Raw genomic sequence first — 565 nt, forward strand, 5'->3', positions numbered from 1 at the left:
TTTTATGGGCAAGGTTACGCGGAAACGGTATGCGGCAGAGTTCAAGTCACGGGTTGCGCTGGAGGCGATCCGTGGGGAACTGACGCTGGCGGAACTGGCTTCGAAACATGGGGTACATCAGACGATGATCGCCCAGTGGAAACGGCAGGCGATCGAGGGGATGGCGGCGACCTTTTCCGGGAAGACGGTGGCTGAGCCCCCGGTCAGCCCAGCTGACGTGGAGAAACTGCACGCGAAGATAGGCGAACTTCTCGTGGAACGGGATTTTTTACGCGATGCCTCTGCTCGGTTGGGCGTGATCAGAGGCGGCAGATGATTGACCCGAAGCGAGCGCGTCTGCCGATAATCCGGCAATGCACGCTGCTGCAACTCAACCGGTCGGGCGTCTACTATCGGCCTGTGCCACAGAGCGAGGCCAATCTGGAGCTGATGCGGCTGATCGACGCCCAGTTCTTGGAAACGCCCTATTATGGCTCACGGCAGATGACATGGCATCTGCGCCGCCTGGGACATGAAGTGGGCCGCAAGCGGGTCCGGCGGCTCATGGCGATCATGGGCCTGCGGG

General features: G+C 61.1%; 1 pseudogene. It reads left to right on the forward strand.

The annotated features are described in order from the left end of the window. Positions 1–4: 4 nt before the first annotated feature. Positions 5–565 (forward strand): annotated as a pseudogene (locus GOB87_RS16535) (IS3 family transposase); the annotation flags it as partial.

This window comes from Acetobacter estunensis, assembly GCF_011516945.1.
Taxonomy (GTDB): domain Bacteria; phylum Pseudomonadota; class Alphaproteobacteria; order Acetobacterales; family Acetobacteraceae; genus Acetobacter; species Acetobacter estunensis.